The organism is Paenibacillus gallinarum (assembly GCF_014836635.1).
In the GTDB taxonomy this organism is placed as follows: domain Bacteria; phylum Bacillota; class Bacilli; order Paenibacillales; family Paenibacillaceae; genus Paenibacillus; species Paenibacillus gallinarum.
In genome coordinates this window covers 67,557-86,390 of the sequence record NZ_JACSQL010000013.1, presented here as the reverse complement: position 1 = coordinate 86,390, position 18,834 = coordinate 67,557, and the positions used below count along the sequence as shown (strand labels likewise).

Below are 18,834 nucleotides of genomic sequence, written 5' to 3'. Positions count from 1 at the left end.
CTATATTCGAGTAGACACAGGATTCGCAACTCTAATATAAGAAAAAAATATTGCAAAGTGTATAAAGGTTACCTTTGAGTAATAAGTAATAGCAGCAACATCTAGTATTAAACTAATTATTATTATTACGAAAAATAGTATGGCAATTTCATTGAATCTGTAAGACAGTTTACCGAGCTTATAAAGAGAATAAGCATACATTAAATAGTATGAAATAAAGGCAATTAAGCCACCATTTACAAGCATTTCTATATAGTTGTTATGTGAATATGTTGCTCTGTCAATCCCCCCCCAATAAAATCTAAATGAGTCATAACCATATCCGATAGCAGGTTTGTCCAAGAATAACTCCCATCCAAAGCTAATCATATTCGATCTAGTCAATGAGGAGTTATCCACCGTTCCATTTCCGATTAAAAGATTATAAAATGACTCCATTCTTCCCAACACCGCATCAAACATAGGGAGATTTAAGATGAAATATAAAATCATTCCAAACGATATAATAATACTCACAGTTTTTAATATTTTTTTGGATCTATTTTTTAGAAAGATTAATAAGAATATCCCAAGCATAACTGCTACTAGTGATTTTCTTGATCCTGTAAAGGAAGATAATATCAACAAGAATAATGCGTATACATAATATAATTTCTTTTTTTTATAATAGGACATAAAAAAGCAAAACAATGTACCTATGGATAATGACACTCCTAATACGTTCTCCTGGCTAATTTGGGAACCAATTCTGTATGAAATATTCCCAGAAAATAAATTAGAAACTCCATAAATACTAGTTGTGTATATACCCAGGACTATATAGGAATAAGTGATTATCTTTATTGCACGTTCAATTTTCTCTATACTATCGAAATAGTTAAATATAACATAGGAAATTAAACAAAGTTGACCAAGTGTCAATATTTTACTATAGGTCAGTTGATAATCTGTTGCCCAAAAAAAGGTTAACGCTGCCCACAGAAAAAAAAAGGTAAGCATCCAAAAATAAGTCCCGATATATATCTTAGTTCTATTCAATATACTCAACAGGATCAAGCTCAGCATAATTAATAATAATATCTCTGAGATAAACACTAATTCTGTTCTATATGAAAATATATGGTAAGAAACCATATAGAACAGAAAAAATAACATAATTGAATTATCTAAATTAAGTGGAAATCTTTTTCTATGCTTTATTACCGTAGTAGATAAATATCTCATTATGTCTTCCTTTCAAGTCACAATCCAATGATTTCATCTAATATTTTTTTGCAATTTTGGTAGCTGAAGTCATGAGCTCTATTATATGCTTTTCTGCTGTATTTAGTCTGGATTTGATCATCTGTTAAAACATTCATGATCGCCTTCGCTAAAACCTTATCGCTGTAATCAATATTAGTACTCCAATCTTCATACTCGAGAAGAGGCGGTACTATAACACCATAATCTGCATACTCTATTTCAGTTGCACATATATTAAGTTCACTATTATCGAAAAGTATTTCTCTTGGTCCAGACCTACAATCCGTACTAATGACTGGTTTTTTACATGCCATTGCTTCTACTAGCGCATTAGGAAAACCTTCAAAGAGGGATGTCATTACATATAAATCACTATTCTTAATATATTTAAATGGATTACTCTGATATCCCAATAATAATACCGAATCGCACAACTCGTACTCATCAATTAAACTTTTGATTTTCTCTTCTTGTGGTCCTTGTCCAATAATTACTAATTTAGAACTAGGGAGATCCTCATTCACTAATTTAAATGCCTTTATTAAATGCCAATACCCCTTTTGATGACTTAACCTTCCAATGGATATAACTGTATTTTCACCTGTAAAGAAGTCCTTATATCTCGGTTCTAATTCATACTGAGATAAGCTTGAGATTTCATCTACATTGTATGGATTATAGACTACCTTTATTTTATCCCTATTAATCTTGTAGTCCTCTTGTAAACTTTGACCTAATAACTTTGAAACAGGCACTATGTAATCTGCTCTGTTGAATAGAATTTTTATCAGAAATACATAAATTTTATCAATGAGTCCATTACCTCGTTCTTTTTTTATGTAATTCCTCACTGATATCACTGTCTTTTCGTTATGTTTGGAAAGTATATTAATAATATTTGCAGTTTCCAAGAAACTAATGGAAGTATCAATCTTATATTGTTTTTTCACTTTTTTTAGTCTATATATTCTTTGTACTATTCTTAATAATTTATTTACCATATTTTTCTTTGCAGGGAGATTTAAATTAATAACTTCACCTTTACATTCATACATTTGTACTGAACCATCAAATAAAGCTATGAAAACATTATAATCTTCATTGAGTATTTCACTTATTCTTGATACAACTCTTTCAGCCCCACCTGAATCTAAATTAGGAACGGTGAGCAAAATATTCTTTTTTCTCACTATTACAATGCCCCTTCATAAATTATATTCAAAAATGATTGAACAACGTGGGTAGGATCATATTTCTTATATTCTCTCAAACAGTTTCGTTTCATTGATATTACAGAATGAGGATTATCAATTATATTTTCTAATATAGTTATCATTTCCTGAGGTTTATTCACACTATACACAAAGCCCGTAACACCATCCTTAACAATTTCACTGTTATAACGCCAATCAGACGCTATAATTGGTACCCCAGAAGCTAATGAGTCTAATAATGTCCCTGCAAATCCTTCACCGGAATAATACGTGGGAAACAATAATAAGTAATAATCTTTCAAAATTGAAACTGTGTTGTCGTAGGAAATCACACCTTTATAATTTATAGAATCGTCTACATTCTCCATAACTTTTGCGAATTCTTGCTTGTAGGATTCATCGATAGGACCATATATATCTAAAGTGTAAATTTTTTTTTTGAATTTATTATTAACAGATGTTACAGCATCAATTGCATTTTCAATTCCCTTCTCTTTAATAACTCTTGAGAAAGTACAGAGCTTGTATGGTATTTGGTGCTCATATACAAGTTGTTCTTCCGATAAATAATTTAATCTTTTGATATTAGGCATATAAAAAACATTATCAATTCCGGCTTCATTCAGTTTTCTAATCATCGAATGACTTTCTACATGGATACTTTTTATTTTTTTGATATATTTTAAAAATTTGTTGTTTTTTTGCAGGAAATCAGGCAGCCATCCACCTATTACTATATAATGCACTTCTTTTTTGAAGACTCTACTTAAAAATAAAAAGAAAGGTAAAATAACCTTCAATCCATTCTGACCTGGCAAAATCGCCACTTTCTCACACGAAAAAAATAGACTTATAGAATTAACAAGCAATAATAAGGGATTTTTCTTCCACTTATGAGTATCAAGAGTTTTAATTTGTTCATTACCTAATATTCTTCCAACTTCATTTTTAAATATATTTGTCTTTATAGATTGTCCATCAACTAAATTTTGACCAGTTCCAAAATGTCCACAAATGCCTAATTTGTACAATTCTCTTCCTCCGATACACAGATAGAATTAGATTTCATCTTGTACTCTCTGCCTTTTCCCAAAAAGGCTTTGCTTTCCCAGTTAATATATTGAAGACGCCACACCATTGTGCAAGAATGGTCACACAGTAATAATAAACTAGGTTTAAATATTTATTATTTGTCTTACTAAATAACACTAGTAAGGCTATGAGATAGAACAACACCTGAAATACAAAAACTAAGGTGTACAGTGGTGATTCAGGTATTAAAAGAAGGTTCGTTATGAAAACCAGTAAGTGAGCGATCCATAGTAAATACCTGCAGGTTCTATGTCCGAAATAAAAATAAGAGAACCATTTATACTTAAAAAGATTTAGGATCCTGATATCTGGCAAGATATGTTTTAGGATGATTCGATTCATTCTGACTTTTCTACCGAACTCATCTTCAATATTCTCTCCAGCTTTCTCGTAGGCAACTGCATCATGATTAGCAATCGCTCGTTTTCCTTGTAAAGCATACAGAGGTGGCATTGCGCTATCATGACATTGTATTGGGTCAAAGTCATAATAATCAGCTGTTCTTATTGCATATAATGCACCATTACCAGCTGTAATAGTTTGAATTCTGCCCTCAGTTTCACGGCTAGCTAAATCACTGTCCCAATAGCTGGCTTCAGCTTTACTTGTATCACTAGATTGTTGATTTATTATGGATAACTTGCCCGAAACATAAGCAATGTCATCAGATGTAAAAGCAGCCATTAGCTCTATAACCGAGTCTTTAGACATAATTGAGTTAGCATCAGTCATGATAAGATAGTCGGTTGTTACCGTCTTATGCGCCTCATTTTGTGCATTTGTCTTGCCTTTACGAGCCTTAACTTCATAAAGTCTTATTTTCAAATCTCTATGATCATTAATGAAAGATTTAACGATTTCATTAGTTTTATCTGTACTATTATCGGAGGCAATAAGAAACTCAATTTTCTCTTGTGGATAGTTCAGACTAACTATATTGTTCAACTTCTCAAGAATGACTTTCTCCTCATTATGAGCGACTACCATAATCGTTACCGTAGGTTGATGAGAGTAATCTTTTTTAAGCCTTCTATCCTTGTACTTTTTTCCAATCATTTTCAATGATATTGGATAGCCGATCATTGCCCAAAAGATAATAAAACCACTCACAAAAAAAAGAACTTTATATAACAACTCCACTTTTTTCTCCCCAGTCCATAGTTCATTTCAACCTTTTGGCCGGTATTCCAGCAAATACGCCTGCTTCAGTTATATCCTTAACAACTACTGAGCCCGCGCCAAGTATACAGTTATTATTGATTTTAATGTTATTACTAACAACGCTTCCTATCCCCAACCATGATCCATATCCAACATTAACTGAACCTGCTAAATGTACTCCTGGTGAAATATGAACGAAATCTTCGATAGAGTTGTCATGGTCTATTGTTGAACCCGTATTAATAATGCAGCCTTTACCTATTACCGAACAGCAGTTTACTACTACACCTGCCATAACTACAGTACCCATTCCTAATACAACTTGGGATCCAATTACCGCATTAGGGTGAATTAAGACAGGAATTTCTGCTCCAAATGATTCAATAAGATCATTCACTTCTTTTCGTTTCGAATTATCACCAATACCTACAATAATTTCGTATTCGTCGATATATTCGGATAAATTCTGAGTTGTTCCTAATACATGTAGTCCCATATAGGGTTTAGTATTACTGTCATCTAAAAAGCCAATACTCTTCCACTTTTCCATTTGTAAAGCTATATCAGCAATGACTCTTCCGTGACCGCCCGCTCCAATAATTAGAAGTTTATTCCTCATAACTTCATCTTTCTTTGTGTTCCGTTGAAAGGTTCTACCGTAACTGAAACGGATGAACTGATTCCTTCTCTCTGGAACACTTTTTTAATAGTTAAAAAGATGATCTTCCAATCATTAATGAAGCTTACATTGTCAACATATTCTACATCCAGTTCGAATTTTTCTTCCCAACTGATTGCATTTCTTCCATTTACCTGTGCAAGGCCAGACAATCCTGGTCTTACATCATGGCGTCTTTTTTGGCTTTCCGTATATAAGGGTAAATATTGCACCAACAGCGGTCTCGGGCCTACAATCGACATGTCACCCTTTAAAATATTAAAAAGCTCAGGTAATTCATCAAGCGATGTAGATCTTAACAACTTACCGAATTTAGTTAACCTTATGTGATCTGAAAGCAGCTCTCCGTTTTCATCTCTCTCATCTGTCATCGTTCTGAACTTATACATCATAAACACTTTCTCATTAAGACCCGGTCTGCTCTGTTTAAACAATACAGGGCTACCTAGTTTTACTCTAACTAGTAGAAAGAGTAAAGCTAATACGGGACTCAATATGATTAAAGCTATCAATGAGAGCACAATATCCATAGATCTTTTTATAAACCTTCTATATATATTGAACTTTCGCTCCTCCATTATTCCATCCACAACCCCTTTATTACCTTAGTAACCCTCTGTAAATCAGAATCAGTCATTTTCGTGTCAGAAGGAAGGCAGATACCATTCTCAAATAAACTATCTGATACTCCCTGCCCTAAATAATCAAAACGTTCAAAAAAAGGTTGCAAATGCATTGGCTTCCAGACCGGCCTAGACTCAATGTTTTCTCTTTCAAGAGCTTCGATAACATCTAGAGGTCTAACATTTCCCTTCAACAACATTGAACTTAGCCAATAGTTTGGCTGATCCCACTCATTGCTTGGCATAAACTCAACACCATCAAGTTCTTCTAATTCTCTCTTATAGAAATCGAATATATATTTTTTCTTTTCCACTCGGTAATCCAGTACTTTAAGCTGTCCTCTGCCTATACCTGCCACAACATTACTCATGCGATAATTGAAACCTAATTCGCTATGTTGGTAATGCCTTGCTTGATCTCTTGATTGCGTAGCCCAGAATCTTACTTTGTTAATTCGTTCCTCATTATTTGAGACAAGCATCCCACCGCCGGAAGTCGTAATTATTTTGTTTCCATTGAAAGAGAAAATGCCATAATCACCAAAAACCCCAGTGTGTTGCCCTTTGTAATAAGTTCCTAGTGATTCTGCAGCGTCTTCAATCACTGCCACTTTATGTCTCCTACAAATCTCCATAATTTTATCCATATCTGCCGACAAGCCATATAAGTGAACAACGATTACTGCTTTCACATGTGGATACTTAATAAAAGCTTCCTCTAATGCGGAAGGACTCATATTCCAGGTTTCATAGTCACTATCGATAAAAACAGGAATTGCATTTTGATAAATAATGGGATTGGCTGTGGCTGAGAAAGTCAGCGTCGGACAGAAAACAATATCCCCTTCTTCCACTCCTGCAGCTTTCAAAGCCAGGTGGATTGCTGCAGTACCTGAAGTCAAAGCTGCTGCAGCCTTTGAACCAACTTTGTTCGCCAATTCTCTTTCAAAGCCATTTACATTCTCTCCAAGAGGTGCAATCCAGTTCGTATCAAATGCTTCCTTAATATATTCCATCTCATATCCTTCATCACTCATATGCGGTGAAGAAAGAAAGATCTTCTCGTTAACTTTCGTTAGCTCCATTAACTGCTCTTCCTTTCGATTTCGTGAACGAATACTAAGTTTCGAATCAAGATATCACTTTAGAGTACTTACTACTTAACTCATTAATGTATTCCAGCAGCTGATCCTTTAATTCTTCATGTTGTAATGCAAAATCCAGGGTAGTCTTAATAAACCCTAATTTCTCACCAACATCATAACGAGTCCCTTCGAAATCATATGCATACATAGATTCTTGTACATTTAATACAGATAATGCATCGGTCAATTGAATCTCTCCACCAGCACCTGGCTTCTGACTACTGAGAATATTGAAGATCTGTGGAGTCAGAATATAGCGTCCCATAATTGCTAGATTAGAAGTGGCTTCTCCTTGCTTTGGCTTCTCAACGAGAGAGTGTACTTTATGCAGCCGTTCATTGTTATCATATCCATTCACAATTCCATACCTTGACGTTTCTTTCCAAGGAACACGTTGTACTCCAATAATAGAAGCTTCATGTCTGTCATATTGCTCTATCATCTGCTTTAAACAAGGCTTGTCAGCCTGTACAATATCATCACCAAGCAAGACGGCGAAGGGTTCATCACCAATAAATTTACGTGCGCACCATACCGCATGACCAAGACCGTTTGGTTCTTTCTGACGTATATAATGGATGTCTACTAATCTCGAAGTTTTCTTAACTTCCTCTAGTAATGCAAACTTCTCTTTCTCCAACAAATTCTGTTCCAGTTCAAAAGAATGATCGAAGTGATCTTCGATCGCTCTCTTCCCTTTACCTGTGACAATAATGATGTCTTCAATGCCTGACTCTATCGCTTCTTCAACAATATACTGAATCGTTGGCTTATCCACGATCGGCAGCATTTCTTTCGGCATTGCTTTTGTAGCTGGAAGGAATCTTGTACCTAGGCCAGCAGCCGGTATAATCGCTTTCCGTACCTTCATCATTACCCCATCCTTTTAGGTAGTAGCTCGCTTAACCAGCAAGCCCACTCGCTAATTGTTTTCCTGCTTCTATTTCATCGTTAAATGCCTTACGGTACTGAGTAATTATATCTGTGCTATAACCATTCGCTTTAAGCTCATCTTCAGCCTTGCCTACAATACTCTCAAATCTCTCGGTTAAGCTGTCTAATTGCTTCTGTCCCTCAGCTAACAACTTCTTCTTCGAAGCTCCATCTGTAGCTGACAAATATTCTGCTGCAAGATTCAGCAAAGTAGATTTGCTCTCCGCTTGTAGAGATTGGAGCTTTGTCTCCGTGCTGCTTGTAATCGTTTCGTAAGAAACTTTATTCGTTCCTGTCCCGCCAGAAGATGGGGGTGCAGCTGTATTTCCTGAAGGGCTCGATGATCCTGCTGTGTTGTTATCTGTTGTATTATTGCTTTGGTTATCTTGACCTTGCTGCGGTTTAGTAGCCTGCTCTTCTTTATAGGATGATGAAATACCCCTTACTGTTTTTGTTTTCCCATCCCAGATGATCTCTGAGCCCGAGGCTACTGCCATAAAACGGATAGGGACATACAACGTCCCTTTATAGATGAAGCTTTGCTGGCCAGATGGCAGCATTTTTTGCTCACCGTTAAAGACATACTTTACTTTCACCGGTGTCATCGCAAAAACTTTACCTATACCACTAACGTTTGAAGAAGTTGTCATATTCATCAGCTTTTCCTTAATAGATATCAGTTGACCAGGTGTCGGTTCACTTACGGTTACCTTTGAGCCTTTACCATCCCACTGGACATTCTTCTGTAAAGCATAGGACACGAAGCGTAGTGGAACATAAGTTGTGCCTTTATGTATAAAGGCAAACTGACCAGCAGGAGGCTGCAAGACCTTTCCATCAAAATTAAACTCAACCGCCGAAGATTTCACTTTTACGTTGTTAGCCGCACTCGTTATATTCATTGGTGAAATGCTGAGTAACAAGGCAACAATTATAACAATTACAGAATACCTCTTAATCATAAATAGAACCCTCACATTCAATTCATTTAGGTTAATCTTAAATTGTTATCTCATGAAACAACTACTTCATACATTGGAACAATCTGATCTATTACCGTTTTTATTGAACTAGAATCATCAGCAATCACTCTTTGTAATCGTTTAATTTCAAGCTCCAGCTGATGTCGATTCAGATCACTTGGTTTTCCAATGAAAATACGATTATGATGAGTAGCTGTAATATTCTCTTCATCAGTTAACAGCTCTTCGTACAGTTTCTCGCCTTCTCTGATACCCGAAAATTTAATATCGATTTCATCATATGGTTCATATCCAGACAATCGAATTAAATCTTCAGCCAAATTCAGAATTTTGACGGGTTGTCCCATATCAAGCACAAAAATTTCACCACCAGAAGCAAGGGAACCGGCTTGTAACACTAACTGTACAGCCTCTGGAATCGTCATGAAATATCGAACCATTTCTGGGTGAGTCACCGTTACAGGTCCTCCCTCAATAATCTGCTGTTTGAAATAGGGAATGACACTTCCTCGGCTGCCTAATACATTGCCAAATCGCACGGCCACAAATTTTGTTTGACTCAATGCGTTCATACTTTGAATGTACATTTCGGCAATTCGCTTTGTTGCACCCATAACACTCGTCGGATTCACTGCCTTATCAGAAGAGATAAGCACAAAACGCTCCGCGCCATATTCATCCGCACAATCAGCTACGTTTTGTGTTCCAAACACATTATTTTTCACGGCTTCTGACGGATTTCTCTCCATTAAAGGGACATGTTTATGCGCTGCTGCATGAAATACAACTTGCGGCAAAGTTTCTTCAAATACACTTCTCATTCTCTCTCTGTCCTGTATATCTGCAATGATCGTTTCTAGACTTACATCAGGGAATTTCCTTCTGAGCTCCATCTCAATGTTATAGATACTATTCTCTCCGTGACCAAGCAATAACAATTTACTAGGTTTAAAGTTGGATATTTGACGGCATAGCTCAGATCCGATAGACCCGCCTGCCCCGGTCACCATTACAGTCTTACTTTGTACATAGTTCATAATTCCATTGAGATCGGTAACAATTGGGTCTCGGCCGAGTAAATCTTCCACACTGACCTCTCTGATTCTATTTAAGGAAATTTTACCAGATATTAAATCATTTAATCTCGGCATCATTCTTAGTTTCACACCGGTATTCTTACAGATGGTTACGATTTCTGAAATCTGTTGTCTGCTTGCAGATGGCATGGCGATAATGATCTCTTTTATATCTTTCTCTTTAACGATCATTGGAATATGATCACGTGTTCCTAGCACAGGAATTCCTAATACATGCAGCTTATAATTCTTCAAATCATCATCAATAAATCCAACAATCTTCATGCCTGATGCAGAATTACGAATCTCTCTGGCAATCAGTGTTCCACAGTTACCTGCGCCTACAATTAATACATTGTTAAGAATAGGATCGGCTGCATTCCGGTTTGACCGGAGCCCCAAGATGCGAGTAAGAAAACGGTAGCCTCCTACCAGAAGCAAAACGGTTTCGAGTGAAAGAACTACAACCGAGAATGGTACGCGTTCTGGAAGGACTAACATTGCTACTACAGTAGACAACACTCCACCTATAACGACAGCTTTTAAAATTGACAATAGTTCTTCTACACTTGCATATTCCCAAGCTCTGCGATACAGCTGGAAGTAATATAAACTAATCCCGAATCCAATGGTTGAAATTCCAGCATACTGTAACATCTGCAGTTTATACTCTGCAGGAAAATCGCCATAAAACCGGAACCAGTAAGAACTCCCAATACTGAACCATACGAATAAAATATCAATAATAAATAACGCCACAATCCCTTTATTTAATCTCATTGCTTTGGCGCCTCCATAATAATAAATTTATGTAATGCATCATTACCAATTTAGAATTAAGTAAGCATTAGCTTCCATAGTAGTAATAATAGTATTCTTCACTGGCCTTACGTTTTACGTTGTTCAGGATGACACCTAGCATACGAGCATTAACACGCAGTAAATTCTCTTTCGCCTTAATTGCAATGTCTTTCTTTACCTTACCTGAATGAATAACCAGTAAGACACCATCACTGTTTGAAGCGATTAGTTGAGCATCGGTGACAGCAAGCACGGGAGGAGTATCAATTAGAATTATGTCAAATTGTTCTCGCAAAAGCTGCATCATAGACCCCATTCTTTTAGAATTCAGCATCTCTGAAGGATTAGGCGGAATGGGCCCAGCGGTTAATACATACAGATTAGACACTTCTGTTTCTTGAATGACTTCCTCCAAATCGCTCTGATGCGACAGCACCGAAGATAGACCTGCTCTATTGCTCAATTGAAACGTACGATGCCCTGTTGGCTTTCTCATATCCGCATCAATTAACAATACCTTTCGCTCATCTTGCGCGTAGGTTACTGCTAAGTTGGATATAACTGTTGACTTTCCTTCTTCTGGCCCAGCTGACGTTACCATGATTACTTGCGTTTTTTCATCTACGGAAGAAAAGTCTATGTTAGTACGCAGTGATCGGTACGCTTCTGCTATCGGAGAATGCGAATTGGTTAACACATTAAGATGGCGTTTTTTATTTTGCAATCGTGACATGATCCTTCCCTCCACTCATGGATGTTGTATAAGACTGAGATGATTCCTGTTCGTTATGATTTACTTTTGTAATCATCGCAAGCGTCGGCATCTCCAAAAACTCTTTAACATCCTCCTCTGTCTTGATGGTATCGTCAAGATATTCGAGTACAAAGCTTAATCCCACACCAGCCATTAAAGAAACTATGAATCCTATCATTAAATTAAGAGTTATATTGGGCTCTACAGGCTGTGGTCTTACTGAAGGTTCTGTCTTCGCTTCGTTTAATATCGATACGTTTTGTACATTAAATATCGTTGGTATTTCATCTTTGAACACTTTTGAAATTGCGTTTGCAATCTCTGCCGCCTTTACATAGGTTAAGTCCCGAACAACTACAGTCATTACCTGAGTGTTGTTTACAGAGTTTACGTTTACCATCCTGGATAGATCCTCAGCAGTTAACTGAAACTCGGGATAATCTTTCACAACTCGATCAAGGATTGCAGGAGTTTTGATGACCTCTTTGTATGTATTGATAAGTTGAATATTGGTATTAATTTGATTGAGGTCTAATTGATTAACTGTGGAGCTTGACGGGGTCTGGTTTACAACAATTTTTGTGGAAGCTTCAAACACCGGTTTCTTAATAAAAACACTGTAAACTCCGACAAGTGAACATATCAGCACCATAATAAGTACGATCAGCCATATTCTTTTCTGAATTATCCGGAAAATATCTCTCAAATCTAATTCACGTGACACGTAAGCTTCCCTCCAGCTATAGGTTTCATTATATTTTTTTCTTCAAATCGCCAGTATTACTAAAAGAAATATAGATTTGTCACGTTGTAAAGAACACCTTCCTCCCGTCCTCATGAGGGGAAGGTGTCCTTAAGTTCATCATTTTTTATAATTCATTGTACGGTAAATCATTACAGCTGCTTCGGCGCGTGTCGCATTTTTCTTCGGATTAAACTTACCATTACTTCCTACTACGAGTCCTTTGTCAGTCGCAAAGGCTACCGCTTGTTTGTAAGATTCTCCGATTTGATTTGCGTCCACAAACTGCTTTATGATGCTGTCCGAGTTATTCTCATCGGTTAAGTTCTGAGTAAGTTTAAGCGCACGAGCTATCATCGTAGCCATTTCAACGCGAGTGATTTTCTCGTGTGGTGCAAATTTAGTTGATGTACGGCCATTGATAATACCAAGTTCTACAGCAGCAGCCACGTACGGTGCAAACCAATCACTGTCATTCACATCAACAAAGGATTCTGTTGCATAACTATTCTCCAAGTTAAGAGCACGAATTAGCATTTTAGCAAACTCAGCACGAGTCACAGAATCTTTTGGTGCAAACACACCGGATGCTTTACCTTCAATAGCTCCTTTAGCTGCAACAACCTCAATTTGGCGTCCGGCCCATGATTGTACGCTGCGGAGATCTTTAAAGATCACTTTATTCTCAACAACGGCATAAGTGGAGAGTGTATCGCGTTTTTCTACAATAAACTTACCGTCTAATACTCCACCGTGGAACTGCAGAACACCTAAGACATCCTTAACCACACTTAAAAGTTCTTGATCCACATTCACATCGCGAAGTGGAATACGAATTGTAATAGGCTTACGGAACGAAGTTACTTGTTTACCGCCCGCTTCAAACAGAAATTCGTATACATCGGAGGCCAATTTCAGTTTGCTAGTTCCCGAGATAACAGCATCATCTTTCTTGTTAATGGACAATTTAATCGAATCATTGAATTGATTGATTGGCAGAGTAAATATCAAACCGTTAACAGCTATAGCCATATTATCAATACCAGCGGATTTCGCTGCTTCTATAATTGCTTTCGATATAGGTACATCTATTGAAGAAGCTTGCACAGTACCCAAATCAATGGAAAGTGTAATCTCACCCTTCTCATTAGCCGCTGCCACCTTGATTGCTTCAAATAATCTGAGCATGTCAGCATCATTCAGCTTAAGTGTTGCCTTGCCATTGACGATCTCAACCAATTTAGAAGCATTGAACTTCAACAACTCTTGTAGTGAACCAGAAGGTGCCGGAGTAATTACTGATCCGCCCCCCCCGCCTGTCGAGCCATCTCCTCCGCCATTGCTTGGAGGTGGTGTAGTTCCTGGACCTCCAGGCAACTGAATATTCTCAGCTCTAATATAAGCTAACCCAAGTACAAGAATCGCACTCTTCACGATTGCAGGATCCAGCTTTTTCTGTACATTAATAACCGTGGTTGCAATCATATCCTCCGTAATTCCAAGCTTATTAAGAACATTTGCTACAGATTGATTGCCAACAGATGTACTTAAAACACTGCGGTAAGCATCACGGATTAGTTTATTACGAGCTTCACTATTGTTCAGAAGATCAGTCAACTCAACCAGCGTCTTATTCTTCACAATATTTACAATTTGAGATTCGATTCCTTGGCTGCCAAACAAGAAGTTAGCTAGATCGTCTACTGTCAGATCATCTACTCCACCCGCTTCTCCGATCTTCTTAGCCGCATTGATATATTCCGGAGTAGTACGAATCTCTACTAGATTCTGATAGGTTGGGTCATAAGTTAGTGATGTTACAGCCTTAAACAAACTATAAATGGTTTCATTAGAGACACCTGCTTTACTAGTTTGTTCAAGTAATGATGCCGCACTGCTCTCAAAGGTTACCAAATCGATCTTGCTGTTGATTTCTGAACGAAGAGCTTGGAGCTTCGTCTTATCTGCTGAACTTAACTGAGCATATAAACGCTCTAGTTTGTTCTTGATGGTATCCAAATTCGAACTGGCAGCTGAAACTTCATTCGTTCCCAACTGTTTAGCCAGTCCTTGATTGCTGAGAGGCACTCCTGCTAATGTTGCTGCAGCCATGCTAACTGCGAGAGTGGATAAGGTTACCTTTTTTCTGAATGACACTTATATTCACCTCTGTTATCTATTTTTTATATTTGCCACAACTTAGTTAGTGCTGCTTACTCACTATCCAAGTCATGGTAAATAACGGATTCATTTGATCGCTCGAAACATTCCTGATAGAACCTTTGCGAGATTGTTTCCGCGGACTCTCTCTTTAGCAGCTTCATTTGTTGTAATTTCTAAATTCCCCACCAGTCTTTTTGCATTATCCTTAAAGTAATTCACCATCTCAGAACCCAACTTCTTCTCGATTACTTGATAACTGCGAGATAGCTGGAAAGGGCGGCTTACTAGATCATGAGCATCTGTTGCTATGAAATGAATGAGGCTTCTCTTGCACAAATCTAATGAAAGCCTCTGGAGCTTTCCGCCTTTCTCTCCCGTAACAGACTGAGCTGTTAATTGAGCTAATGCGCCAAATTCTATCAATCGCTCTAACCGATCAGGATTAGTAGCAATTTCTGCATTACGTTCGGGATGGGCAATAATCACTTGAATGTTCATTAACGACAATTCATAAATAACATCTTCTACAGTTGAAGGGATATTAGAAGAAGGTAATTCTAGGAGCATATATCTGGATCCATGAAGCAGTTGTATTTCTCCATCTTCCAAATGATGTAAAAGATCATCATGAATTCTAATCTCCTGTCCTGGAAAAACCGTAATATCCAGATCTAATTCTCGCAATTTAGAATTCAATAGCTCTACTATTTCGAGTACTTTGAAAGATTCATTCATATAACGTCCATTTCTGTGATGCGGCGTAGCTACTATATTTCGAATTCCATCAGCATACGCCTGCTTTGCCATGGAAATAGCCATGTTCCAATCCTTTGCACCATCATCCATGTAGGGGAGTATATGGCTATGTATATCAATCATATCGATTACTCCCTTTAGTGAATTATAAATTATGTATAATTTTGACTTATGTGACTTATTTTAACTTATAAAACAGACTTACCAATTCGTATCATCAAGAACAAAAAAAATAGTTACAACTCATAAAAACATACATTTTATATCATAAAAGGATAATTAAGTCAAAAATTCGAGTGAAATAACCACGGATTTCTCCTGTATTTCCTCGATTTATCTTAGCACGCTATAACATCATACCAATATGTAGCAAATATTGAAAGGCTTTGAATGAATTTTCACATTATTTTTTATGATAAATGCAAGTGGATCATAATAAAAATTAATTTTATAAAGAACTAGCTGTGAAAAATTAATCTGTACTCTACAAAATAGATAGTTTGGAAAAAGTCTAGTTTGTGGCAATTTTTAAACGCGAGGTCGATCTGAAGACTTGTGAGACCGCACACGATGTGAAACGCGAAGTGGAAAGGTATATGGTCTATTACAATCATTATCGTGGATAGTGGAATCTAAAAAAGATGCCGCCTGCAAAATACAGACGGGCAGCTCCTTCAAGCAGGCTTCGCTTTTTTAAATGTTCTTTACGAAGGATACAGTTTAAATTGCATGAAAACTACTATTCTATATTATTCTTCATAGTTAGACATACATAGTAAGCCAATAGTGCTCCCGCTGCGTCAATAATCATATCTAATACTCGGGCATCGCGAAAAAAGAATGGCTGTATGAGTTCGGTAAAAACCCCATATAATATTGCATAGTACAATCCCTTTTTATATTTTCCTCCACTTGTCATCAGTATAGATAATATAAAGAAACCAAAGAAATGACCTAACTTCTGAATGATATACATTTTTGAGTGAGATTTAGAGATCTTCCATAAATCATCCCACATAGGGTGGTGATTAAAGTCGAGATGAATATGAAAGTCTGTGAATACTAACGCTACATTTTCGGTACAAGTTCCAATAAACAGCACAAAACACCATAAAATAACGTTAAATATCTTCATACCTATGTACCTTTCTTACTAGAGATTCAGTTGCGTGTTTATGTATTATCCTTAAAAATTTGTCGTTTAATTTCTCCGAATTTCAGACAAGTAACGACACAATTAACTTATCGACTTGTATATAATATATTCACTTACCATAAATTTCAAGGAGTGAATAGTAATGCCTAATTATTATTTCAAAGAGATCTGGACCCCTTTAAGACTGATCAAAATACGAATTTTTAGAGATGATGAACATCAAATGTGGATTAAAGTTGGACGAAAAGCCAGAAGAAGGATTAAGAATAACAGTTAAGTTTAGTCAACCAAGATAGACCATAGCAAATGAAACAATACAGTTAATCGTGCTGTTGTGACATTTATAGAAAGAGTTAGAAACATCGTGTAGCACTAACGAATTGGAGGGGAAATACTACATACCCGCAATTATTTTATTAAGGGAGGTTAATGACTACCTATTTATTTCACCCGGAATTATATAGCATATCTTTGAAACGCATGTACCGAGCTACCGTCTACTGCTTATCCTCTCGAATAGTATTTCGAGGAATGTTCAGGTGTAACTCACCATACTCCGTATGAAGCGTGTGCTTATTATATCCCTCATTTCCGTAAATCCCATAAATCCTCCCTCAATACATTTCATAATTCTTAGTATAAGAAGAATGCCGAGCGAAATGAATTGTTACAGGTGTACTAATAGAATCAATACAAGATCATTTCGTAATTAAAACCCTACAAAAGCAGCTGAATAATGACAAAATCCGACACTTTTTTTTCGAAAGAAAAAGTATCACTAACAGATTCCTGTTTGTCTACAGTGTCGCACGGTGATTGATCACATAACGCCCTTACTAAACCCAACGTATGTAAAAGACGGCATCGTTTATTATGCTGGTGCCAAATATGCCTGATGCGGTTCCTCATACTTCTACCGTTTACAAAAAAAGAGATTGCTCTCGTAGCATTCTACGCAAACAATCTCTTATTTGTTTCTGCTATCGAATCGTTATATCCCTATTTTCACGATGACATGTGTGTCCCGGAAGCAGAAAGTTCTTCTTCTCTCATTATTGTATTGGAGTTCATCTGCATTCCCTGTTTACGATCTAGACGATGAGACACCACAGTAATCACAAGGGCAATGAACGTAAACCCGGCCGCTACCCAAGGCAATGCCCTAAGCCCGCTAATATCAATCATTAAGCCACCTACAAAAGAACCGATCGCTATCCCCAGGTTGTTTGCTACCGGCATGAGCGAGGTCGCGAAATCCTTTGCTTTTGGAACATACATGTAGGCAAGATCAATTAAATACAGCTGCGTGGAAGCATTCAGAATATAAGAAGTCAGTGCAATGAGAATCAGACTAATTAATCCGATGACCGGCAGTGCAGCCGTCAGCCCGAATAGAATAAAAATAATGGCTTGCAGGATAAATACAATCCTCAGCTTACCTACATAATCCCCGGAAGCAATTCTTCCGCCAATCAGATTACTTACAATCGTAACTAGACCATAGGCGAATAACACAGTACTAAACAAGCTGCTTGGCAGCTGCATGACCTTACCCATGATCGGTGTGATATACGTGAATACCGTAAAGATCGCTGCGGTGCCCATGGCCGGAATAAAGAACGCAAGCAGGATTCGATAGTTAGTAAGGAGAACGAACTGTTCTTTCGCCGATACATTCACGATGGGTATATCTCTCGGTATGTAGATCCAGTTCAGTAAGAGGGCACCTGCCCCAAGAATGGAAACCAGAATAAATGTGGCTGGCCAGTCAAAATGTTGACCTACAAGGGTACCAATCGGCACACCAAATACATTCGCAATCGTAAATCCGCCAAGGATATAGGAAATTGCTCGTCCGCGCCTTACTTTTTCCACGTAATCACTTGCCACCGAAATCGCGAGCGATAGAGAAAGTCCGCACAAAATGGCAGTCACTACTCTCGTCCCCATCAAGAACGCAAATGAGGTAGAGACCGCACTCAGCATATTTAGCACAATAATGAGCGTAATTCCTGTTAATAGAAGCAACCGTTTAGGCAAATGGCCTAAGACACTCAGTATAAGCGGTGTCCCAATCGCATAGGCAAGCGCAAAACCAGAGATCAAAATACCTGCTGCTGCAAGCGTTACACCAAAATCACCTGCAATTTCACTTAAAAGCCCCACAATGACATATTCTGTGGTTCCCAGAATAAATGCCATGAAAGTGAACGAAAATATCAATCCTTTTTCCTTTGGGTATGGCATGGTTTTCTCCTTTATTTATCTATATCTGTTCTTCATACAGCTTACGGCGGTAGTCTTCGATTCA

At 37.3% G+C, this 18,834-nt stretch carries 16 protein-coding genes; all 16 read right to left on the bottom strand.

Annotated elements, in window-relative coordinates; translation table 11 throughout:
- Positions 1-1,038 carry an O-antigen ligase family protein gene (locus H9647_RS21195; protein WP_191803788.1) on the bottom strand — a complete coding sequence of 346 codons (1,038 nt, stop codon included), beginning with the start codon at positions 1,036-1,038 and terminating at the stop codon, positions 1-3.
- Between the two features lie 203 nt (positions 1,039-1,241).
- Positions 1,242-2,435 (bottom strand): glycosyltransferase, encoded by a 1,194-nt coding sequence (locus tag H9647_RS21190; RefSeq protein ID WP_191803786.1) that lies wholly within the window; start codon positions 2,433-2,435, stop codon positions 1,242-1,244.
- Between the two features lie 2 nt (positions 2,436-2,437).
- Positions 2,438-3,490, bottom strand: a complete 1,053-nt coding sequence (locus H9647_RS21185; protein ID WP_191803784.1) for a glycosyltransferase family 4 protein — start codon at positions 3,488-3,490, stop codon at positions 2,438-2,440.
- 34 nt (positions 3,491-3,524) lie between these two features.
- Complete coding sequence (locus H9647_RS21180) at positions 3,525-4,661, bottom strand: glycosyltransferase family 2 protein (RefSeq protein ID WP_318245348.1); 1,137 nt, start codon at positions 4,659-4,661, stop codon at positions 3,525-3,527.
- A 52-nt stretch (positions 4,662-4,713) separates the two neighbouring features.
- Entirely contained in the window at positions 4,714-5,331 is a 618-nt protein-coding gene (locus H9647_RS21175) for an acetyltransferase (RefSeq protein WP_191803780.1), read from the bottom strand.
- Positions 5,328-5,969 (bottom strand): sugar transferase, encoded by a 642-nt coding sequence (locus tag H9647_RS21170; protein ID WP_225229474.1) that lies wholly within the window; start codon positions 5,967-5,969, stop codon positions 5,328-5,330. Before H9647_RS21170 ends, H9647_RS21175 begins: the two co-directional genes overlap by 4 nt.
- Positions 5,969-7,099: a DegT/DnrJ/EryC1/StrS family aminotransferase gene (locus H9647_RS21165; protein ID WP_191803778.1), complete on the bottom strand. Its 1,131-nt coding sequence runs from the start codon at positions 7,097-7,099 to the stop codon at positions 5,969-5,971. The genes H9647_RS21170 and H9647_RS21165 overlap by 1 nt, the downstream gene beginning before the upstream one ends.
- A gap of 46 nt (positions 7,100-7,145) precedes the next feature.
- Positions 7,146-8,033 (bottom strand): UTP--glucose-1-phosphate uridylyltransferase GalU, encoded by an 888-nt coding sequence (gene galU / locus H9647_RS21160; protein ID WP_191803775.1) that lies wholly within the window; start codon positions 8,031-8,033, stop codon positions 7,146-7,148.
- Between the two features lie 28 nt (positions 8,034-8,061).
- Entirely contained in the window at positions 8,062-9,054 is a 993-nt protein-coding gene (locus H9647_RS21155) for a stalk domain-containing protein (protein WP_191803773.1), read from the bottom strand.
- A 50-nt stretch (positions 9,055-9,104) separates the two neighbouring features.
- Positions 9,105-10,931 (bottom strand): polysaccharide biosynthesis protein, encoded by a 1,827-nt coding sequence (locus tag H9647_RS21150; RefSeq protein ID WP_191803771.1) that lies wholly within the window; start codon positions 10,929-10,931, stop codon positions 9,105-9,107.
- A 67-nt stretch (positions 10,932-10,998) separates the two neighbouring features.
- Positions 10,999-11,685, bottom strand: a complete 687-nt coding sequence (locus H9647_RS21145) for a CpsD/CapB family tyrosine-protein kinase (RefSeq protein WP_191803769.1) — start codon at positions 11,683-11,685, stop codon at positions 10,999-11,001.
- Complete coding sequence (locus tag H9647_RS21140) at positions 11,666-12,430, bottom strand: YveK family protein (RefSeq protein WP_191803767.1); 765 nt, start codon at positions 12,428-12,430, stop codon at positions 11,666-11,668. The genes H9647_RS21145 and H9647_RS21140 overlap by 20 nt, the downstream gene beginning before the upstream one ends.
- Before the next feature lie 138 nt (positions 12,431-12,568).
- Positions 12,569-14,605, bottom strand: a complete 2,037-nt coding sequence (locus H9647_RS26230) for an S-layer homology domain-containing protein (RefSeq protein ID WP_191803765.1) — start codon at positions 14,603-14,605, stop codon at positions 12,569-12,571.
- Positions 14,606-14,695: 90 nt separating this feature from the next.
- A complete protein-coding gene (locus H9647_RS21130; protein ID WP_191803763.1) occupies positions 14,696-15,490 on the bottom strand; it encodes a tyrosine-protein phosphatase in 795 nt (264 codons plus the stop codon).
- Between the two features lie 616 nt (positions 15,491-16,106).
- Positions 16,107-16,502 (bottom strand): VanZ family protein, encoded by a 396-nt coding sequence (locus H9647_RS26335; protein WP_191803761.1) that lies wholly within the window; start codon positions 16,500-16,502, stop codon positions 16,107-16,109.
- A 1,026-nt stretch (positions 16,503-17,528) separates the two neighbouring features.
- On the bottom strand, positions 17,529-18,725 hold the full coding sequence (locus tag H9647_RS21120; RefSeq protein ID WP_191803760.1) for an MFS transporter: 1,197 nt from the start codon (positions 18,723-18,725) through the stop codon (positions 17,529-17,531).
- Positions 18,726-18,834 lie beyond the last annotated feature (109 nt).